Origin of the sequence: Acinetobacter sp. YH16031, assembly GCF_013417335.1 — a bacterium.
In the GTDB taxonomy this organism is placed as follows: domain Bacteria; phylum Pseudomonadota; class Gammaproteobacteria; order Pseudomonadales; family Moraxellaceae; genus Acinetobacter.
Genome location: NZ_VPED01000003.1, coordinates 126595 through 141345, shown reverse-complemented (window position 1 = coordinate 141345; position 14751 = coordinate 126595). Strand labels below are relative to the sequence as shown.

15 protein-coding genes are annotated in these 14751 nt (G+C 45.2%); 12 read left to right on the top strand and 3 right to left on the bottom strand.

What is annotated here, in order from left to right; translation table 11 throughout:
• Window positions 1-3: 3 nt before the first annotated feature.
• The 5 genes from FTV31_RS02605 to FTV31_RS02585 all read left to right on the top strand — a co-directional run bounded on the left by FTV31_RS02605 (window position 4) and on the right by FTV31_RS02585 (window position 4287).
• On the top strand, window positions 4-1143 hold the full coding sequence (locus FTV31_RS02605) for a M48 family metallopeptidase (RefSeq protein ID WP_180012887.1): 1140 nt from the start codon (window positions 4-6) through the stop codon (window positions 1141-1143).
• A gap of 251 nt (window positions 1144-1394) precedes the next feature.
• On the top strand, window positions 1395-2081 hold the full coding sequence (gene rpe / locus FTV31_RS02600; RefSeq protein ID WP_034170624.1) for a ribulose-phosphate 3-epimerase: 687 nt from the start codon (window positions 1395-1397) through the stop codon (window positions 2079-2081).
• A gap of 628 nt (window positions 2082-2709) precedes the next feature.
• On the top strand, window positions 2710-3027 hold the full coding sequence (gene sugE, locus FTV31_RS02595; RefSeq protein ID WP_180012886.1) for a quaternary ammonium compound efflux SMR transporter SugE: 318 nt from the start codon (window positions 2710-2712) through the stop codon (window positions 3025-3027).
• Window positions 3028-3096: 69 nt separating this feature from the next.
• Window positions 3097-3579 (top strand): methylated-DNA--[protein]-cysteine S-methyltransferase, encoded by a 483-nt coding sequence (locus tag FTV31_RS02590; protein WP_180012885.1) that lies wholly within the window; start codon window positions 3097-3099, stop codon window positions 3577-3579.
• A 33-nt stretch (window positions 3580-3612) separates the two neighbouring features.
• Window positions 3613-4287, top strand: a complete 675-nt coding sequence (locus tag FTV31_RS02585) for a nuclease-related domain-containing protein (protein ID WP_180012884.1) — start codon at window positions 3613-3615, stop codon at window positions 4285-4287.
• A gap of 19 nt (window positions 4288-4306) precedes the next feature.
• Here the strand turns inward: FTV31_RS02585 and FTV31_RS02580 are convergent, their stop codons facing one another.
• The 3 genes from FTV31_RS02580 to paaZ form a co-directional block, all read right to left on the bottom strand.
• Window positions 4307-5242 carry a tRNA-dihydrouridine synthase gene (locus tag FTV31_RS02580; RefSeq protein WP_180012883.1) on the bottom strand — a complete coding sequence of 312 codons (936 nt, stop codon included), beginning with the start codon at window positions 5240-5242 and terminating at the stop codon, window positions 4307-4309.
• A gap of 197 nt (window positions 5243-5439) precedes the next feature.
• The gene (locus FTV31_RS02575) at window positions 5440-6879 is read right to left on the bottom strand and encodes an MFS transporter (RefSeq protein WP_180012882.1); all 1440 of its coding nucleotides are present in this window, start codon (window positions 6877-6879) and stop codon (window positions 5440-5442) included.
• A gap of 205 nt (window positions 6880-7084) precedes the next feature.
• Window positions 7085-9196, bottom strand: a complete 2112-nt coding sequence (gene paaZ / locus FTV31_RS02570) for a phenylacetic acid degradation bifunctional protein PaaZ (protein WP_180012881.1) — start codon at window positions 9194-9196, stop codon at window positions 7085-7087.
• 262 nt (window positions 9197-9458) lie between these two features.
• Between paaZ and paaA the strand changes: the two genes are divergently transcribed.
• The 7 genes from paaA (at window position 9459) to paaG (ending at window position 14750) form a co-directional block, all read left to right on the top strand.
• On the top strand, window positions 9459-10400 hold the full coding sequence (paaA, locus tag FTV31_RS02565) for a 1,2-phenylacetyl-CoA epoxidase subunit PaaA (protein WP_180012880.1): 942 nt from the start codon (window positions 9459-9461) through the stop codon (window positions 10398-10400).
• Between the two features lie 28 nt (window positions 10401-10428).
• Window positions 10429-10716, top strand: coding sequence for a 1,2-phenylacetyl-CoA epoxidase subunit PaaB (gene paaB, locus FTV31_RS02560; protein WP_004783374.1), 288 nt, complete (start codon window positions 10429-10431; stop codon window positions 10714-10716).
• A 16-nt stretch (window positions 10717-10732) separates the two neighbouring features.
• Window positions 10733-11488, top strand: coding sequence for a 1,2-phenylacetyl-CoA epoxidase subunit PaaC (paaC, locus tag FTV31_RS02555; RefSeq protein WP_180012879.1), 756 nt, complete (start codon window positions 10733-10735; stop codon window positions 11486-11488).
• Window positions 11489-11515: 27 nt separating this feature from the next.
• Entirely contained in the window at window positions 11516-12016 is a 501-nt protein-coding gene (gene paaD / locus FTV31_RS02550; protein ID WP_004783371.1) for a 1,2-phenylacetyl-CoA epoxidase subunit PaaD, read from the top strand.
• A gap of 65 nt (window positions 12017-12081) precedes the next feature.
• On the top strand, window positions 12082-13140 hold the full coding sequence (gene paaE, locus FTV31_RS02545; protein WP_180012878.1) for a 1,2-phenylacetyl-CoA epoxidase subunit PaaE: 1059 nt from the start codon (window positions 12082-12084) through the stop codon (window positions 13138-13140).
• A 42-nt stretch (window positions 13141-13182) separates the two neighbouring features.
• A complete protein-coding gene (locus FTV31_RS02540; RefSeq protein ID WP_257227134.1) occupies window positions 13183-13959 on the top strand; it encodes an enoyl-CoA hydratase-related protein in 777 nt (258 codons plus the stop codon).
• Window positions 13959-14750 carry a 2-(1,2-epoxy-1,2-dihydrophenyl)acetyl-CoA isomerase PaaG gene (paaG, locus tag FTV31_RS02535; protein WP_180012876.1) on the top strand — a complete coding sequence of 264 codons (792 nt, stop codon included), beginning with the start codon at window positions 13959-13961 and terminating at the stop codon, window positions 14748-14750. The genes FTV31_RS02540 and paaG overlap by 1 nt, the downstream gene beginning before the upstream one ends.
• Window position 14751 lies beyond the last annotated feature (1 nt).

Below are 14751 nucleotides of genomic sequence, written 5' to 3'. Positions count from 1 at the left end.
AGGATGAAGCGACCTGTTGAAGTCAGATTTTATGATGGGGTTTTGGCCGAAGCCCAGCGTGCATGGATTGTCCCTGATCAGCAACGCGGGATTGCCTTGAAACTCAGTGAAGAAACACCCAAGCAAGTGAGCGAGGCTGACTTTTATTTTACTTATCCCGATATGGCGTATATTGGCGGGGTCGGGGGACGTAAACCGATTATCGAATTACCTGAAGATCGTCGGATTGAATTTTTGACCAAAGCACCGCATTGGCTAAAGATTAAATCCAAAGAAATCTATCATGCCATATGGAAATTTGAACGTTCTCCACTCCTGATTTTCTTCTCGATGATTATCGTGATATGTGCGGTAATTTTTATTCTTAAATGGGGAATTCCATATACGGCCCAGCAGCTCGCTCAATTACTTCCCGAACAGACCTTGATCGAGGTAGGAAATCAAACTGAGCAGAAATTAATTGAGCAAACTGAGCCATCCAAGCTCTCCGCAGAGCATCAAGCACATCTAAAAAAATTGTATGAACAAAAAATTGCAGTAGGGAAACCCGCTAAGATTATTTTCCGTCAAGGCGGAGAAATCATGAGACTTAATGCAGCTGCGATTCCGAACAATACCATTATTGTCACCGATGAACTGGTCAAGCTCAGTGGCGCAGATGAAGAAGTTCTTGCAGTACTGGCGCATGAACAAGGTCATCTGGTACAAAAACATAGCATGCAAAAAGTGATTTCCAACCTGGGTGCAGCAGGATTATTTGCCTTGGTAACGGGAGACTTAAGTGATGTCGTGGCGGCATCTATAGCGGTACTCGCCGATGCGGGATATTCACAGGCGCTTGAACTTGCTGCGGATGATTATGCCATGCAACATTTACATCAACAGCAGATATCCAGTATCCATTTGTCGAACTTTTTGCAGCGGGTTGAAAACGCTAGAATCCTGGCAGAGCAGAGTAAAACGATAAAAATGAAAAACTTTACCCTGAATATTGATGGAAAAGAACGGCAAATTACCGAGTCTGAACTGAAATGGTTGCGTTTGATTGGAAAACTCAAAAAATATCTGGAATCGCATCCCGAACTGGACAAAAGAATTGAACGGATTCATGCATTCGAAGAAAAAATGAGCCAACCTGTTTAGCTCTAATATTGAGTATAAAAATTCATATCTCTATATTCTGATGATCGAGGCGTGTTTAGCCTCGATTTTTTGTTGATGGATATGCGAGTTTTCCTGTCTTAATCAATCATTTTCGTCCAAGTCTAGTGATGTTAAGCATAAATACTGTCCAGCGTTACATAGCATTGTATTCACATAACATCCAAGTCACAGTAGCCGGACTGGATTTGGTATAATGAGAAAAATCCAATTTCAGTTAGCCAGGTCCTTTCATGTCCAAGCCTTATTTAATTGCACCTTCTATTTTGTCTGCCGACTTTGCCCGTTTAGGTGAAGAAGTTGAAAATGTACTTCAGGCCGGTGCAGACGTTGTGCATTTCGATGTTATGGATAATCACTATGTACCCAATTTAACCTTTGGCGCAGGTGTATGTAAGGCATTGAAAAAATATGGTATTCAGGCACCTATTGATGTACATCTCATGGTGAAACCTGTAGATCGCATGATTGGTGACTTCCTGGAAGCAGGGGCTGACATTATTACGTTCCATCCGGAAGCATCTGATCATATTGACCGTTCTTTACAGTTGATCAAATCGGGTGGTGCTAAAGCCGGTCTGGTATTTAATCCAGCAACACCATTGCATTACCTGGATTATGTACTGGATAAGGTTGACCAGGTACTTCTAATGAGTGTGAACCCTGGCTTTGGCGGACAGAAATTCATTCCAATGACTTTGGATAAATTACGTCAGGCGCGCAAGATCATTGATGCTTCAGGTCGTGATATCCGTTTAGAAGTAGATGGCGGTGTGGGACCAGCAAATATTCGTGAAATTGCAGAAGCTGGTGCAGATATGTTTGTGGCCGGTTCAGCGATTTTTGGCAAGCCGGATTATAAAGCTGTGATTGATGAAATGCGTAGTGAGCTGGCTAAAGTCGGTCAAATCCAGCTTTAATCTCTAAAATGTTTAAGGTGCATAAATCTGTGGATAACTTTATGGATAAGTGTGTAGATATCTATGTTGATAACTATATGGATATGTTGCATATTTTGTAATCGTTTGTGGCTTGATTGATTGCATCTTAGACAAAAATTGTATAAAAAGAACTCAATCGGAGTTCTTTTTACCTATGTCAACCCTTGATTTTAGTGATCGTTTATTCATCAAAGGTTAATAATCAAGTCAAACAAAAAGTGATCAATAGGTCTTAGTTTTGTGTTTCATTGTGTAAGATCTCCACGCTATTTTTAAATTTAATTCATGTGCATAACTTAATAATATGGACTTATTCCTTGTTTGTTTTTCTTACTCAAGTTTCTGTAATGCCATAACACGATGTCCCATGTTGGCGTTCCTTAAGATAGGCTGAAATCTTCAGGTTGTCCTGAGCATTTGAGTAAGACATGGTTAAGTTAATTCTCATTCAGTCAAATTTTGTAAACGGCAGTTTGGTTTAGCCATCTGTTTTATAAAATGCCTATTTTTTTTAGGGGGAACGACCTCCCTTGTTGAATAAATTTATAAAATTTAACAAGAAAAATCGTCAGGACGGCCTGACTCTGTTAATTAGGAGGAAGGCGATATGGCCTGGATTATACTTGTATTCGCTGGACTATTTGAGATTGTCTGGGCCTATTCCATGAAGCTCTCAGAGGGTTTTAGCAGACTCACACCGAGTATTTTTACGATTGTTTTTATGGTGCTCAGTTTTGTATTGCTGGCCTATGCCATGCGTACTTTGCCTCTAGGAACTGCCTATACCATCTGGACGGGCATTGGCGCAGTCGGCTCATTTCTGGTCGGTGTTATAGTTTTAGGTGAACCTGCTTCTGCTATGCGTATGCTGGCTGCGGTGCTGATTATTTCCGGACTTGTTTTGATGAAATTATCCTCCTCCTAAGAGCTGTTGAGCAGTTCTGATTTCGAGTAAAATAAAAACTGGCAAGCTTGATTCTGTAGGAGTAGGGCCATGCAACTCAGTTATATTTATATGGACTCGCCTGTAGGACAGTTGCAGCTGGTCGCCAATGAAACGGCACTGGTGGCTGTACTCTGGGATTGTGAGAAACCGAATCGGGTTAGATTGGCAACTCTGGTAGAAGATCCACAGCATCCCGTGTTGATAGAAGCTCGACGTCAGCTTCAGGAATATTTTGCCGGTCAGCGCAAGGTTTTTGAGTTACCTTTGGACTTTGCTGGTACAGATTTCCAGAAAAAAGTCTGGCAGGCTTTGCTGAATATTCCTTATGGACAGACCCGAAGTTACCGGGAAATCGCTGAACAGATCGGTAATGTTAAAGCAGTACGCGCCGTGGGGGCTGCCAATGGTAAAAACCCGATCTCGATTATTGCACCTTGTCATCGGGTGATTGGCAGTAGTGGTAAGCTGATAGGCTTTGCGGGTGGTCTGGATAAAAAAGAAATTCTATTAAATATTGAGCGAACCCATTAAGATCAAAATCATAAAATTAATGAAAATTAAAATATGGATCAGTTCGCAACACAAATCTTAGGCCAACTCTGGTCCAGTTTATGGTGGGTTCTTCTACTTTTTATTGGTTTAATCGTTTTTAAGTTATTTAAGCCATTTTTAAAAGGGAAGTTGGGAGAGTTTGCTGTTGCCACTCATGTCAAACTTTATCTGAAAGACCCTGAGTATCGATTATTAAACGATTTGACTCTTCCGGATGGAGAAGGGAATACAACACAAATTGATCATCTCTTATTAAGTCCTTATGGCCTGTTTGTGATTGAAACCAAAAACTATAAAGGCTGGATCTTTGGTGGCGAGCGACAAAAGACCTGGACACAAAAACTTTATAAAAATAGCTATAAATTTCAAAATCCGATTCATCAGAATTATAAGCACATTAAAGTTCTGGAGCAGTTGCTGGCTGATATTATTGAGCCAGACCAGTTGCATTCTGTGATTGTATTTATGCCAGATGCGGTATTCAAAACCTCAATGCCAAATTATGTATTTCGAGGCGCAGGTTGGACAGATTATGTAAAAAGCTTTAATCAGCGAGTTATTTCTGATACCAAGATTAAACGTATCCAGATTCGCTTGGAGAAGGAAGTATTAGAAAAATCCTGGAAAACCAACCGTGAACATGTCGCAAATTTAAACAGGCGACAATCCGAACAAAAAAGCCTTTGAATCATTCAAAGGCTTTTTCTTAATTTTTCGAGGCTTTTAGTTTTTCAGTAATTTCAACCAGCTGTTTAATCCGTTTGACCTCATCCCAGAGTGCTTTAGCTTCAGGATAATGCTTGGACATCATACCCAGCCATTGTTTGTAACGACCGACCATATTCATTTCCTTTTTATAGGAACCATTCAGGAAACGGATTTGCAGTTCCAGTAGCTCATTCCAGGTGATGAGCGGCTCATCAGAATTCTGGCGAATACATTGGGTCAGATCAGGTGTAGTGACCGCACCACGGCCAATCATTAGATCTTCACAGCCTGATTCTAGCTGACATTGCTTGGCATCGGCATTGGTCCAGATTTCACCATTGGCAATGACATTGATCTTTAAGGCTTCACGGATCGGTTGCAGCTGATCCCAGAAGGCTGGTGGAGTATAGCCATCGGACTTGGTCCGTGCATGGACAGTGACCCAGGCCGCTCCAGCATCTTCAATGGCATGGGCATTTTCCATCATGAAGTTGCGATCCATATAACCCAGACGCATTTTCGCCGAAACCGGGATATGTGCAGGCACTGCATCACGAACAGCTTTGACCAATTCATAGACGACTTCAGGTTCATCTAGCAGCACTGAACCACCACGATGACGATTCACGGTTTTAGCTGGGCAACCGAAATTCATATCAATCGCAGGGGCACCCATGGCAGCGACCTTCACTGCATTGGCTGCCAGCATTTCCGGATTATTTCCCAGAAACTGTACATGCACCGGCGTACCGGCAGCAGTTTTGCCGTCATTCAACAGTTCAGGGCAGTAGGTGTGATAGATATGATCTGGTAGCACCGAATCCGTGACACGAATAAACTCGGTTACACACCAGTCGAAGCTCCCAACGGATGTCAGTACATCACGCATAATCGGGTCAGTTAAGCCTTCCATGGGTGCAAGAACAAGTTTCAACGGTCAACACCTGTTAATTCGAAAAACGGTGTTATACGGCTTTTTGGTGGGAAAGTCCAGGCAGTTTAATTTTCATATGAATTGCAGAAAAAGATTGAGTGTGAATGAGTACCTATTGATCTTTTGCTATCTAAATAAAAAACCTTAAATCGGCTGATTTAAGGTTTGGATTTAAAGCTTGAAAATCTAATATTGTCTTAATCGACCAGCTTTTCAACTTTCATGCTTTCACGATAATACTGACAGCCTTTATACAGTAGGAATACACCAATCAGGCCGGCTATCGCATTGACGATAGAAATTGAATTCCCCACCATTAGGGTATTTTCATAATATCGGTCTGTAATCAGCGCCACAGCAGTTGTACCCACACCGAGTGCAATCAGGTTAGAAATCAACAGGAATTTGGCTGATACCTGAGAGCGCAACTGGTTCGGTGTCAGCATCTGGGTAGCAGCGGCTGATGCTGGAATCGGGAAGGTGGAGAAGAACATCGCCACAAAGATCAGTGCGAATGAAAGCTGCATATTGTCGACTTGGGTAAACAGCACGCTTGGAATGATCAGGGCAGCACAGCCAATTGCACCGGCACGGATTGCTGCATCGCTATAGCCACGTTTAGAAAAGAAGTCGATGAGCCAGCCACAGAATAGGGCGCCTGAAGTATTTGCGACAAGAATAATACTTCCAAGGATATATCCGGTCTGGCTTGCATCCAGACCAAAGTGACGCATGTAGTAGGCTGGTGCCCAGCCGAGCAGGGAATACAGCATCATAGTGTAGAAAGAGAAGCCAATAAAATGACAGAAGAATGTCTTTTTATGGGTTTTGATAAAACCAATCGAATTCTTAAAAGATGCTTTCACTGCGACACCATTCGCATCCATTTTGAGACCTTTACGTTCTGGTTCACGTACGGTCAGAATCATGAGTAGTGCCAGCAATACACCCGGTAAACCGACAATCATAAAGGTCAGCTGCCAGGTTTTGATTTCACCGATCACCGGTAAAGTGACAAAGCTAACATCCTTGAGCAGACCAATGACATAACCACCGATCAGGAAAGCCAGTCCTGAACCGATAAAAGCGCCAATGGCATAAACGCCCAGCGCACGGCCCAGTTTATGTTTAGGGAAGAGATCTGCCACAATGGAATAAAAGGCAGGGGAAAGTGCTGCCTCACCTGCACCGACACTGAGGCGAGCCAGGAACATCTGGATAAAGTTTTTGCTTAGACCGCAGGCTGCAGTTGCCAGACTCCAGAAGGCAATCCCGACTGAAATAATTTTCACACGTGATTTCTTGTCGGCCAGTGCGGCGATCGGTACGCCCATAAAGGCATAAAACAGCGAAAAGGCCAGACCTTGTAACAGGCTGAACTGGGTATCACTGAGCATCAGGTCGGCCTTAATCGGCTCAATCATCAGGGATAAAATCTGACGGTCTACGAAAGACAGAATATAGGCCACCATACAGATGATCACCACATACCATTGATAGCTACTACGTTCTGGAGCTGCTGGTGGAATTTCTGTAGCTACCTGTTCGGGGATAGGCGTAGTAATTTTTAGATGAGAATCGAGTGGTTGGACATCATTGTCAACCTTGTCTATGACCAATGTTTTTTCATTCATCATGCAACATCCTGTGCAAGTTATAGTGATTGGCTTATTTGATACAAATTTAATTATTTTTATTTTTTAAATGTATCAATTAATCTAATCTAGGAGTAATTTGCACAGCCGTCAATATGTCTGGATTAAAAAGATACAATTATTTTTAAAAGAATAAAAAAGGGAATCAAATAGACTCCCTTTAGCTTTAAGTGTGTGAAAATGGAGGTTAAGCGGCTTTTTCCACTAGAGTCAGGATGTCATAGGTTGCGACCAGTTCATTGCGCTGGTTTTTAACTTTGATGTCCCAGACCACAACACCATGCGGTTTCTGCTCATCACGCAGCGGTTTAGGTGTTTTTTGCTTGCAGGTCAGTTCTACCTGAATGGTATCACCAATTTTCACTGGTTCTACGAAGCGCAGGTTATCCATACCGTAGTTAGCAATGACAGGACCCGGAGCGGCATCGACAAACAGGCCAGCAGCCGCAGAAACAATGAAGTAACCATGTGCGACGCGTTCACCGAACAGGGATTCTGCAGCCGCAATCTTGTCCATATGTGCATAGAAGTAATCACCACTTAAACCACCAAAGTTGACAATATCAGCTTCAGTAATGGTGCGGCGTGCAGTCAACAAGCGTTCACCGATCCGCAGTTCATCAAAGGATTTCTTGAATGGATGCACGCGGTCTTCAAATACCTCAGCACCTGCGGTCCAGCTATGACCGACCTGAGTCAGCGCATTTGGTGAGCCTTGAATAGCAGTACGCTGCATATAGTGTTTCACTGCACGCAGACCACCGAGTTCCTCACCACCGCCAGCACGCCCCGGACCACCATGCACTAACAATGGCAGTGGTGAACCATGACCGGTACTTTCCTTCGCGCTTTCACGATCCAGAATATGCACACGACCATGCCAAGGCGCGATCTTGCTGAGTAGCTGTTCAATATTTTCATCATGGTTACGCACGATTGAAGCGACCAGACTGCCTTCACCACGAGCTACTAATGTTGCCAGTTGTGGTAGGTCACTATACGGCATCAATGTAACCACTGGGCCAAAGGCTTCGATATTATGAATCTGTTGGGCCTGTACCGGATCTTTACATAACAATACTGTTGGTGGATAGAAAGCAGATTTTTCCGGATGTGCGACCTGGATGGCAAAGTCCTGGCGCAGGTGGCTACCTATGATGATTTCAGCTTCCTGTGCTAGCTGTTCTACCTTGGCAGCAACATCATGCTTCTGTTTAACGCTGGCCAGAGCACCCATGGTTACGCCGTCCTGTGCAGGATCACCGATGACTACTTTCTGTAGTTTTTCAGTCAGGCGTTGCTGTACGGTATTGAGCAATGCTGCTGGCACAAAGGCACGACGAATTGCAGTACATTTTTGTCCGGCCTTGGTTGTCATTTCACGGAAGACTTCACGCACAAACAGGTCAATGGTTCCATCGTTGGCTTGCTGGGTCAGGATGGCGCTGTTCACCGAATCGGCTTCCATGCTGAATGGAATGGAGTGGGCATTCAGGTGCGGATGCGCACGCAGTTTCTGGCCGGTAGTAGCCGAACCTGTGAAGGTTACCGTATCCTGTGCATTCAGGTGATCAAACAGGTCGTAAGTCTGCCCGCAGATCAGCTGCAGAGCACCTTCTGGCAGTAAATTACTGGCTAAAATGTCTTTAACGACTGCATGTGTCAGTTCTGCGCCTTCTGTTGCTGGCTTCACAATACATGGCACACCGGCTAGTAGAGTAGGTGCAATTTTTTCCAGCATACCCCAGATTGGGAAGTTAAATGCATTGATATGTACGGCCACACCGGCTTTCGGGCTCAGGATATGTTTAGCACCAAAGCTGCCCTGTTTGGATAATGGAATCCAGGCATCTTCAACCAGTGCCGTTTCATCGCTGAGTTCACGGCGAACCAGACTTGAATAGGCAAACAGAGTGCCGATCCCACCTTCAATATCAATCCAGGCATCTTTGCGGGTACAGCCGGTTGCGGCTGCCAGGCGGTAATAATCTTTCTTACGTTCCAGTAAATATTGTGCCACCTGTTTCAGAGCATTAGCACGCTGGTGGAAAGTCCAGTGGGCAATGGCTGCACCCTTCTGTTTGGCATATTGCACCACATTATGCATGTCGATACCGTGACTGCTGACCTGATAAATCGCTTCACCGCTAATAGCGTGATAAACCGTACGCAAGTCATTTTGTGCGCTATGTTCACCACCTAAAACCAGTGAACTCAATACTTTAACTTTAGCTGAGTAATTCGCCTGTGTGTCGTCCTGAAGATCCGTGCTCTGGGTAGTGCTGTCCAGTTCCAACATTGTATAACTCCATTTATGATACGTTGTTGAGTTTATTTTTGCTTTTGATGTTTCATAAATTGCAATCAAAAAACTTAAATGTCAATCATAATCCGCAAACAAAAAAGTAACTTTCATGTAATTAAAAATTTAAAAATAATAAAAACAATAACTTAATAAAAAATGCTTTTAAAAAATATATGATACTTAAAAAATAGTATTGATTTTATATTTGTATCGTTTTAATTTGAATGTATCAGCACTTGGGATAAGTGAGACAAACATGAATAAGCAACAACAAACATTCGATCAGAAGATAGAGCAGGACATTTCTATTGAAGCGAAGGACTGGATGCCGGATGCCTATAGAAAGACCCTGATCCGCCAGATTGGCCAGCATGGACATTCAGAAGTGATTGGCATGCTGCCAGAAGGTAACTGGATTACCCGCGCACCAACCTTAAAGCGTAAAGCGGTATTGCTGGCTAAAGTACAAGATGAAGCAGGACATGGCCTGTACCTCTACAGTGCAGCAGAAACGCTTGGTGCAGACCGTGATGACATGATGGAAAAGCTGATTGCTGGCCGCATGAAATATTCATCCATTTTTAACTATCCAACCCTGACCTGGGCAGATGTTGCTGCGATTGGCTGGCTGGTAGATGGGGCGGCAATCGTCAATCAGGTGGCGTTGTGTCGTACTTCTTATGGTCCTTATGCACGTGCCATGGTGCGTATCTGTAAAGAAGAAAGTTTCCACCAGCGTCAAGGCTTTGAGGCCATGATGCAACTGGCACAAGGTACGCCAGAACAGAAACAGATGGCACAGGATGCAGTGAACCGTTTCTGGTGGCCGGCACTGATGATGTTTGGTCCAAGTGACGACAACTCTCCAAACAGTGCACAAAGCATGCAGTGGAAAATCAAATTATTCAGTAATGATGCATTGCGTCAGAAATTTGTCGACAACACTGTGCCGCAAGTATTGCAGCTTGGCCTGACTGTGCCGGACCCAGACCTGAAACTCAATGAAGAAACTGGCCACTATGAATTTGGTCAGGTGAACTGGGATGAGTTCTTCGATGTGCTGGCAGGCAGAGGTCCATGCAACCACGAACGTATCGAAGCACGCCGCAAGGCTTGGGAAGACGGCAAATGGGTGCGTGAATCTGCTGCAGTTTATGCCAGCAAGCAGCAGCAATCAGAGCAACGAAAAATCGCTTAAGGCAACGGAATAGCACAAGGATATGCAAATGAACAAGAATAACTGGTCTTTATACGAAGTATTTATTCGCAGCAAACAGGGTCTGAGCCACCGCCATGTCGGCAGCCTGCGCGCCCCTGATGATGAAATTGCCCTGCAAAATGCCCGTGACGTCTATACCCGCCGCAATGAAGGTGTAAGCATCTGGGTAGTGAAATCTGAACTGATTACCTCATCTCAACCAGATGAAAAATCAGAGTTTTTTGATCCTTCACTGAACAAGGTCTACCGTCATCCGACCTTCTATCACATTCCAGATGGCATCGAGCACATGTAAGGTGGAGGGCAGAGCAATGACGAATCAGGTATTAGCACAATTTTTACTGCATGTTGGTGACAGCCAGCTCATCCTTTCACACCGTCTGTCAGAGTGGTGCGGTCACGCACCTGAGCTGGAGCTAGATATTGCACTGGCAAATATTGGTTTGGACCTGTTAGGTCAAGCACGTACCGCGTTGAGTCTAGCCGGTGAAATTGAAGGGCTGGGCCGTGATGAAGACAAACTGGCCTATTTCCGTACCGAGCGTGAATACCGCAATTTGCTGTTGAGTGAACAGCCAAATGGTGACTTTGCTCAAACCATCGTGCGTCAGTGGTTGATGGATCATTACCATGCTTTGCTGTTTGCAGCACTCAGCAATAGCAAGAATGAAGACATTTCTTCATTCGCCATCAAGTCGCTGAAAGAGGTGAAATACCATTTGCGTTTTTCAACCTCATGGATGGAACGCCTGAGCTTAGGTACTGCAGAAGCACATGAAAAAATCCAGAATGGTCTGAACCAGCTATGGCGCTTTACTGAAGAGCTGTTCAGCCTGACTGCAGATGAACGCCAGCTAGTCGATGCTTACCTGATTCCTGATCTGGAACTGCTGAAACCGAAATGGCTGGAAACCATATCTGCCGAGCTGCAACGTTTTGAACTCAGCCTGCCAGAAAGCGGTGCTTACCGTAGTGGTGCCAAGCAGGGACTGCATACCGAACATCTGGGTTATGTACTGGCGGAACTGCAATATATGCAGCGTGCCTATCCGGGCATGAACTGGTAAATCAACACATCACAGGGAGTGAGTGGCATGAACCTGATCAGACATGTAGAAGATCAATGCTGGGAAGTCCTGGCTCAGGTTTCCGATCCGGAAATCCCGGTCCTGTCGGTCCTTGACTTGGGAATGATTCGCGGGGTGGAGATTAATCCGCAGGATGAGATCGTCGTCCGATTGACACCGACCTATAGTGGCTGTCCGGCAACCGATTTGCTCAAGGCGGAAATCACCCAGGCATTTGCAGCACATGAGCTGACGCCAGTCAAAGTCGTGGTCGATCTGTCAGAAGCATGGACCACCGACTGGATGAGTGAAGAAGGTAAACAGAAACTGCAGCAATATGGTATTGCTCCACCCAAAGGTGGTTCAAACAGCTGCGGTACCCATGTCGCACTCAGTGATGGTATCCAGTGTCCACATTGTCATAGTCACCACACCCGATTACTTAGTGAATTCAGTTCAACCGCTTGCAAGGCGCTGTACAAATGTCAGGAATGCCTGGAGCCGTTTGACTATTTTAAATGTATCTAAGGGCTTAAGCGCACAAGCCATAACAATAAAGCGTGAGATCGCCACAGTTTAAGAAGGATTTTGAAATGAGCCAGTTTATTCCATTAACCATTAAATCGATTCAGCCTCAGACTGAACAGGCAATTTGCATTGCTTTTGAACTGAGTCCAGAGCATGCCGAGAGCTTTCAGTATCAGCCGGGCCAACACCTGACCATCCGTCACATGACAGAACAGGAAGAATTGCGCCGTTGCTATTCGATCTGTAGCGATACTGATGAAGACATGAGTATTGCGATCAAGAAAATTGATCAGGGACAGTTCTCAACCTGGGCCAATGAAAACCTGAAAGTCGGTGATGTACTGGAAGTGATGCCACCACAAGGTGTGTTTTTCCAGAAAGCGGCCAAGACTGGTGGAAAACACTATCTCGGTTTTGCTGCAGGTAGTGGTATTACGCCAATTCTGTCAATTGTCAAAGCAGTTTTGAACCGTCAGCAAGATGCCACTTTTACCCTGGTTTATAGCAACCGTTCCTGGAAACAGACCATGTTCTCTGAACAGATCATGGATCTGAAAGACCGTTTTAAAGAGCGTCTACAGCTGATCAATATTTTCTCGCGTGAACTGAATGACAGCGAAATTTTTAATGGTCGTATTGATGCTGAAAAACTGCAGCAGCTGTTCCAGGCAGGCCTGATTCCAGCAGAAACCGATCACTGCTTTGCCTGTGGCCCTGAAGAAATGATGAATGCGGTAGAAACCGTATTGCCAACCCTCGGGATTGAGCGTAACAAGATTCACACCGAACGCTTTAATACCGGTACTGCACCAAAAGCCTCTGCGCAGCAGATCGAAAGCCGTACCGAGGAAAAGGTTAACATTATTCTGGATGGTCGTGAGCTGATCATTGAAGTGTCCAAACAGGATGACAGCATTCTGGATGCCGCCTTACGTGCTGGTGCGGATCTGCCTTATGCCTGCAAGGGCGGGGTATGTGCAACCTGTAAATGCAAGGTGTTACAGGGCGAAGTGGAAATGGCGATCAACTATAGCCTGGAGGAAGAAGAAATCCAGAAAGGTTATGTGCTGAGCTGTCAGGCGCGTCCAACCTCAGCCAATGTGCGCCTGAGTTTTGATGAATAAGCCGGAAATCAGGTCCATCACAGGAAAATCACTATGGAATTGATGAAAACGGAATTGATTAAAACCAGTTCACCCAAAGCTGGTGTGGTATTGATCGAGCTGAACCGCCCAGAAAAGCGCAATGCCCTGAACAATGCCACTTTGAAAGCCATTGCTGACACACTGCAAATTCTGGATACAGATACCGAAGTCAAGACGGTAGTGATTACTGGTAATACCCAGTGTTTTGCAGCCGGTGCAGATTTGAATGAGTTAGCACAACTGGATGTGGTGAGCATACAGCAGGATCAGCGTCCATTGTTATGGAAACGCATTGATGAATTTTCCAAGCCATTGATCATGGCAGTAAATGGCTATGCTTTTGGTGCCGGCTTTGAACTGGCACTACATGGTGACATCGTAATGACGGGTGATAATGCCCAGTTTGCCCTGCCAGAGATTGGCCTCGGTATGTTGCCCGGTGCAGGTGGAACCCAACGTCTGGCACGTCTGGTAGGACAGCAACTATGTATGCGTTGGGCTATGACCGGTGAAGTGATTTCTTCACAGACCGCTTTACAGCATGGCATCACCAGCCAGGTTTGTCCGGCAGATTTGACCGTGCAATATGCGGTAGAACTGGCAGCAAAAATTGCAAAACAGGCACCGCTGGCCATCCGTGTAATTAAACAGTCCCTGAAATCAATACATGAAGTGACCCTGAGTCAGGGCCTTAAACTGGAACGTCAGCATTTCGTCTGGCTGGCCGCTACCCAGGATCGTCAGGAAGGCATCAATGCTTTCCTGGAAAAAAGAAAACCAGAATTTAAAGGTGCGTAATGGATTACCAAACAATTATTGTCGAAGAAAAAAATGCAGTGGGCTATCTGACCTTTAACCGTCCTAAACAGCTCAACAGCTTTAACGAAAGCATGCATCAGGAAGTATCTTCTGTACTGAAACGTTGGGCTAAAGATGCGGCGATTCGTGCAGTGGTGATTTCTGCAGAAGGACGTGGTTTCTGCGCTGGTCAGGACCTGAATGACCGTGTGGTTGATCCCAATGCTGATGCCCCAGATCTAGGTTTATCCATTGAAAAATATTACAACCCGTTGATCAAGCTGATTACCGAAATGCCAAAACCGGTGATCTGTGCCGTAAATGGTGTGGCAGCAGGTGCAGGTGCAAATATCGCACTGGCTTGTGACATCGTGGTAGCTGCTCAATCTGCTTCGTTTATTCAGGCATTCTGCCGTCTCGGTCTGGTGCCAGACTCGGGGGGTACCTGGTTCCTGCCACGTCTGGTGGGCCGTGCCCAAGCAATGGGGCTGGCGATGCTAGGCGATAAAATTTCGGCTGAACGTGCGCTGCAACTTGGCATGATCTGGCAGGTGGTTGAAGACGAGCAGCTAAAAGCTGAAGCAGAAAAAATGGCTGAGCATCTGGCAACTCAACCAACTTATGGCCTGTCGCTGATCAAGAAAGCGATTCATGCGGCTGCAGACAATAATCTGGATGAGCAACTCATTCTGGAGCGCGATCTGCAGCGTCTGGCTGGCCGTTCCAGCGATTACCGTGAAGGCGTACAGGCCTTTATGCAAAAACGCACACCACAATATAAGGGGTGCTAAA

Excerpts from the sequence above, each read along its gene's own strand:
- FTV31_RS02605 (WP_180012887.1), top strand. The coding sequence starts at position 4 with ATGAAGCGACCTGTTGAAGTCAGATTTTATGATGGGGTTTTGGCCGAA.
- rpe (WP_034170624.1), top strand. The coding sequence starts at position 1,395 with ATGTCCAAGCCTTATTTAATTGCACCTTCTATTTTGTCTGCCGACTTT.
- sugE (WP_180012886.1), top strand. The coding sequence starts at position 2,710 with ATGGCCTGGATTATACTTGTATTCGCTGGACTATTTGAGATTGTCTGG.
- FTV31_RS02590 (WP_180012885.1), top strand. The coding sequence starts at position 3,097 with ATGCAACTCAGTTATATTTATATGGACTCGCCTGTAGGACAGTTGCAG.
- FTV31_RS02585 (WP_180012884.1), top strand. The coding sequence starts at position 3,613 with ATGGATCAGTTCGCAACACAAATCTTAGGCCAACTCTGGTCCAGTTTA.
- FTV31_RS02575 (WP_180012882.1), bottom strand. The coding sequence starts at position 6,879 with ATGATGAATGAAAAAACATTGGTCATAGACAAGGTTGACAATGATGTC.
- paaZ (WP_180012881.1), bottom strand. The coding sequence starts at position 9,196 with ATGTTGGAACTGGACAGCACTACCCAGAGCACGGATCTTCAGGACGAC.
- paaA (WP_180012880.1), top strand. The coding sequence starts at position 9,459 with ATGAATAAGCAACAACAAACATTCGATCAGAAGATAGAGCAGGACATT.
- paaB (WP_004783374.1), top strand. The coding sequence starts at position 10,429 with ATGAACAAGAATAACTGGTCTTTATACGAAGTATTTATTCGCAGCAAA.
- paaC (WP_180012879.1), top strand. The coding sequence starts at position 10,733 with ATGACGAATCAGGTATTAGCACAATTTTTACTGCATGTTGGTGACAGC.
- paaD (WP_004783371.1), top strand. The coding sequence starts at position 11,516 with ATGAACCTGATCAGACATGTAGAAGATCAATGCTGGGAAGTCCTGGCT.
- paaE (WP_180012878.1), top strand. The coding sequence starts at position 12,082 with ATGAGCCAGTTTATTCCATTAACCATTAAATCGATTCAGCCTCAGACT.
- FTV31_RS02540 (WP_257227134.1), top strand. The coding sequence starts at position 13,183 with ATGAAAACGGAATTGATTAAAACCAGTTCACCCAAAGCTGGTGTGGTA.
- paaG (WP_180012876.1), top strand. The coding sequence starts at position 13,959 with ATGGATTACCAAACAATTATTGTCGAAGAAAAAAATGCAGTGGGCTAT.